Raw genomic sequence first — 1442 nt, 5'->3', positions numbered from 1 at the left:
TCATTCTGCGCTATCCGAGTGAATGGAAGGCCGACAAGAAGGCGTGGGATGCCTATGATGCGCTAATTCCCGCGTCAATGAAAACGGCTTGGGGAGCAGAGAAAGCACGTATCGCCAAATTGGTGTGGTGGGACGACGTAGCCGGAAAAGTAAAAGATTTTCCAGATGATTCGTCTGTCTTCCACATTCATCCAGTGGCATTTGTCGAAAATCGGTCTAGAAAATTTCGGTGCATCAATTATCAGGTCATGTACGCGCCCGTCGGCCCTCGGTACCGGGACTCTGAAATTGTAGGCCATAGCCTCTATCGTGTGCCAATCGATACAACTCACGGGCGATTGGCAGGATTTAGTCGGGTTCATGGTGACGCATCAAAGTACGTGCAAAGAAGAGTGATTGACGAGATTGTTGATGTTGCGGGTCAATTTGGATTGACGAGGGAGGAGGTCGCTCTCGTTCTTGCAATCGCGCGCGTAGAATCTGGATTTAATCCTGATTCCGCAGCCGGCACAACGTCGGCGGCAGGACTGGGGCAATTTGTTGATCGCACCGGCCGATCGTATGGCCTTTTTACCAACGAGCAAAGATTCGATGCAAGGGCGAACGCAGATGCACTCGTCAGGCACACGTTGGATAATATGAAAATAGTTAAATCTCGCTATTCGGGGCGAGAGCTGTATTTGATGACGTATGCTGTTCACCACGACGGACCTGGGTTAAGCTCGGGCGGACGTCAAATCTCAGAAAGAGATGTGATGCCGTATTTTGACTTGTTCTTGGATAATATATGTAAAGACATCGTGGAGTAAGTTGTGACTGTCCTTGTGAGATGGGGTGTGCTTGTCGCCATTATATTTTATGCTTCCGCAGTGACTGCGAGGGAGGTTTATCACACTGTGGAGGATGACGGGCTGACAAATCAAAATCATGATCTGACGAAGGAAGTTGCTGCTCATAGATCATTTTCTGTATACAAATCTTTAGGTTGCCGCTTAATAGGTGAGCCCATCAATTTGGATGACAAGGGAAAAGCATTTCTATTCACCACGAAGGATGCATGCGGATGGGGAACTGCTCTCGGACCTATGTGGATCGTGCATGTGAGAAACGGTCATGCTGGCAAAGTGGTTTTGGCCGCAGGGGGCTACTCTGTCGAGGGCAACTCTAGTTTCTCGCATGGAATGCGAGACGTAGAAATCCGATGGGGTAACGCGGGGTTTATAGCGGCCCAAAGTTACCGCTTTGACGGGGTGCGATACAGATCCGTCGGCCCCACGAGAAGGCTCGCTCCGGCGGGGGGCTCCGATAAGGGAAACAAAGATGGAGGTGGGACGTGAGACAGATCGTATAGCCAAACGGCAAGTGAGTTCTCTTACGCTAGAGGCAAGGAGAACTCGATGAAGATCGTCGTCCGCCTGTTAGAGACGGTTTCATAAAGACTG

At 50.2% G+C, this 1442-nt stretch carries 1 protein-coding gene; it reads left to right on the top strand.

The features are described from left to right. On the top strand, positions 1 to 809 hold an 809-nt coding region (locus tag L810_RS46745; protein ID WP_155836510.1), incomplete at its 5' end, for a lytic transglycosylase domain-containing protein. Positions 810 to 1442 lie beyond the last annotated feature (633 nt).

Source organism: Burkholderia sp. AU4i (assembly GCF_000466765.1).
GTDB lineage: Bacteria > Pseudomonadota > Gammaproteobacteria > Burkholderiales > Burkholderiaceae > Burkholderia > Burkholderia cepacia.
The sequence above is the reverse complement of the archived record's forward strand: the minus strand, read 5'-3'. Positions and strand labels throughout refer to the sequence as shown.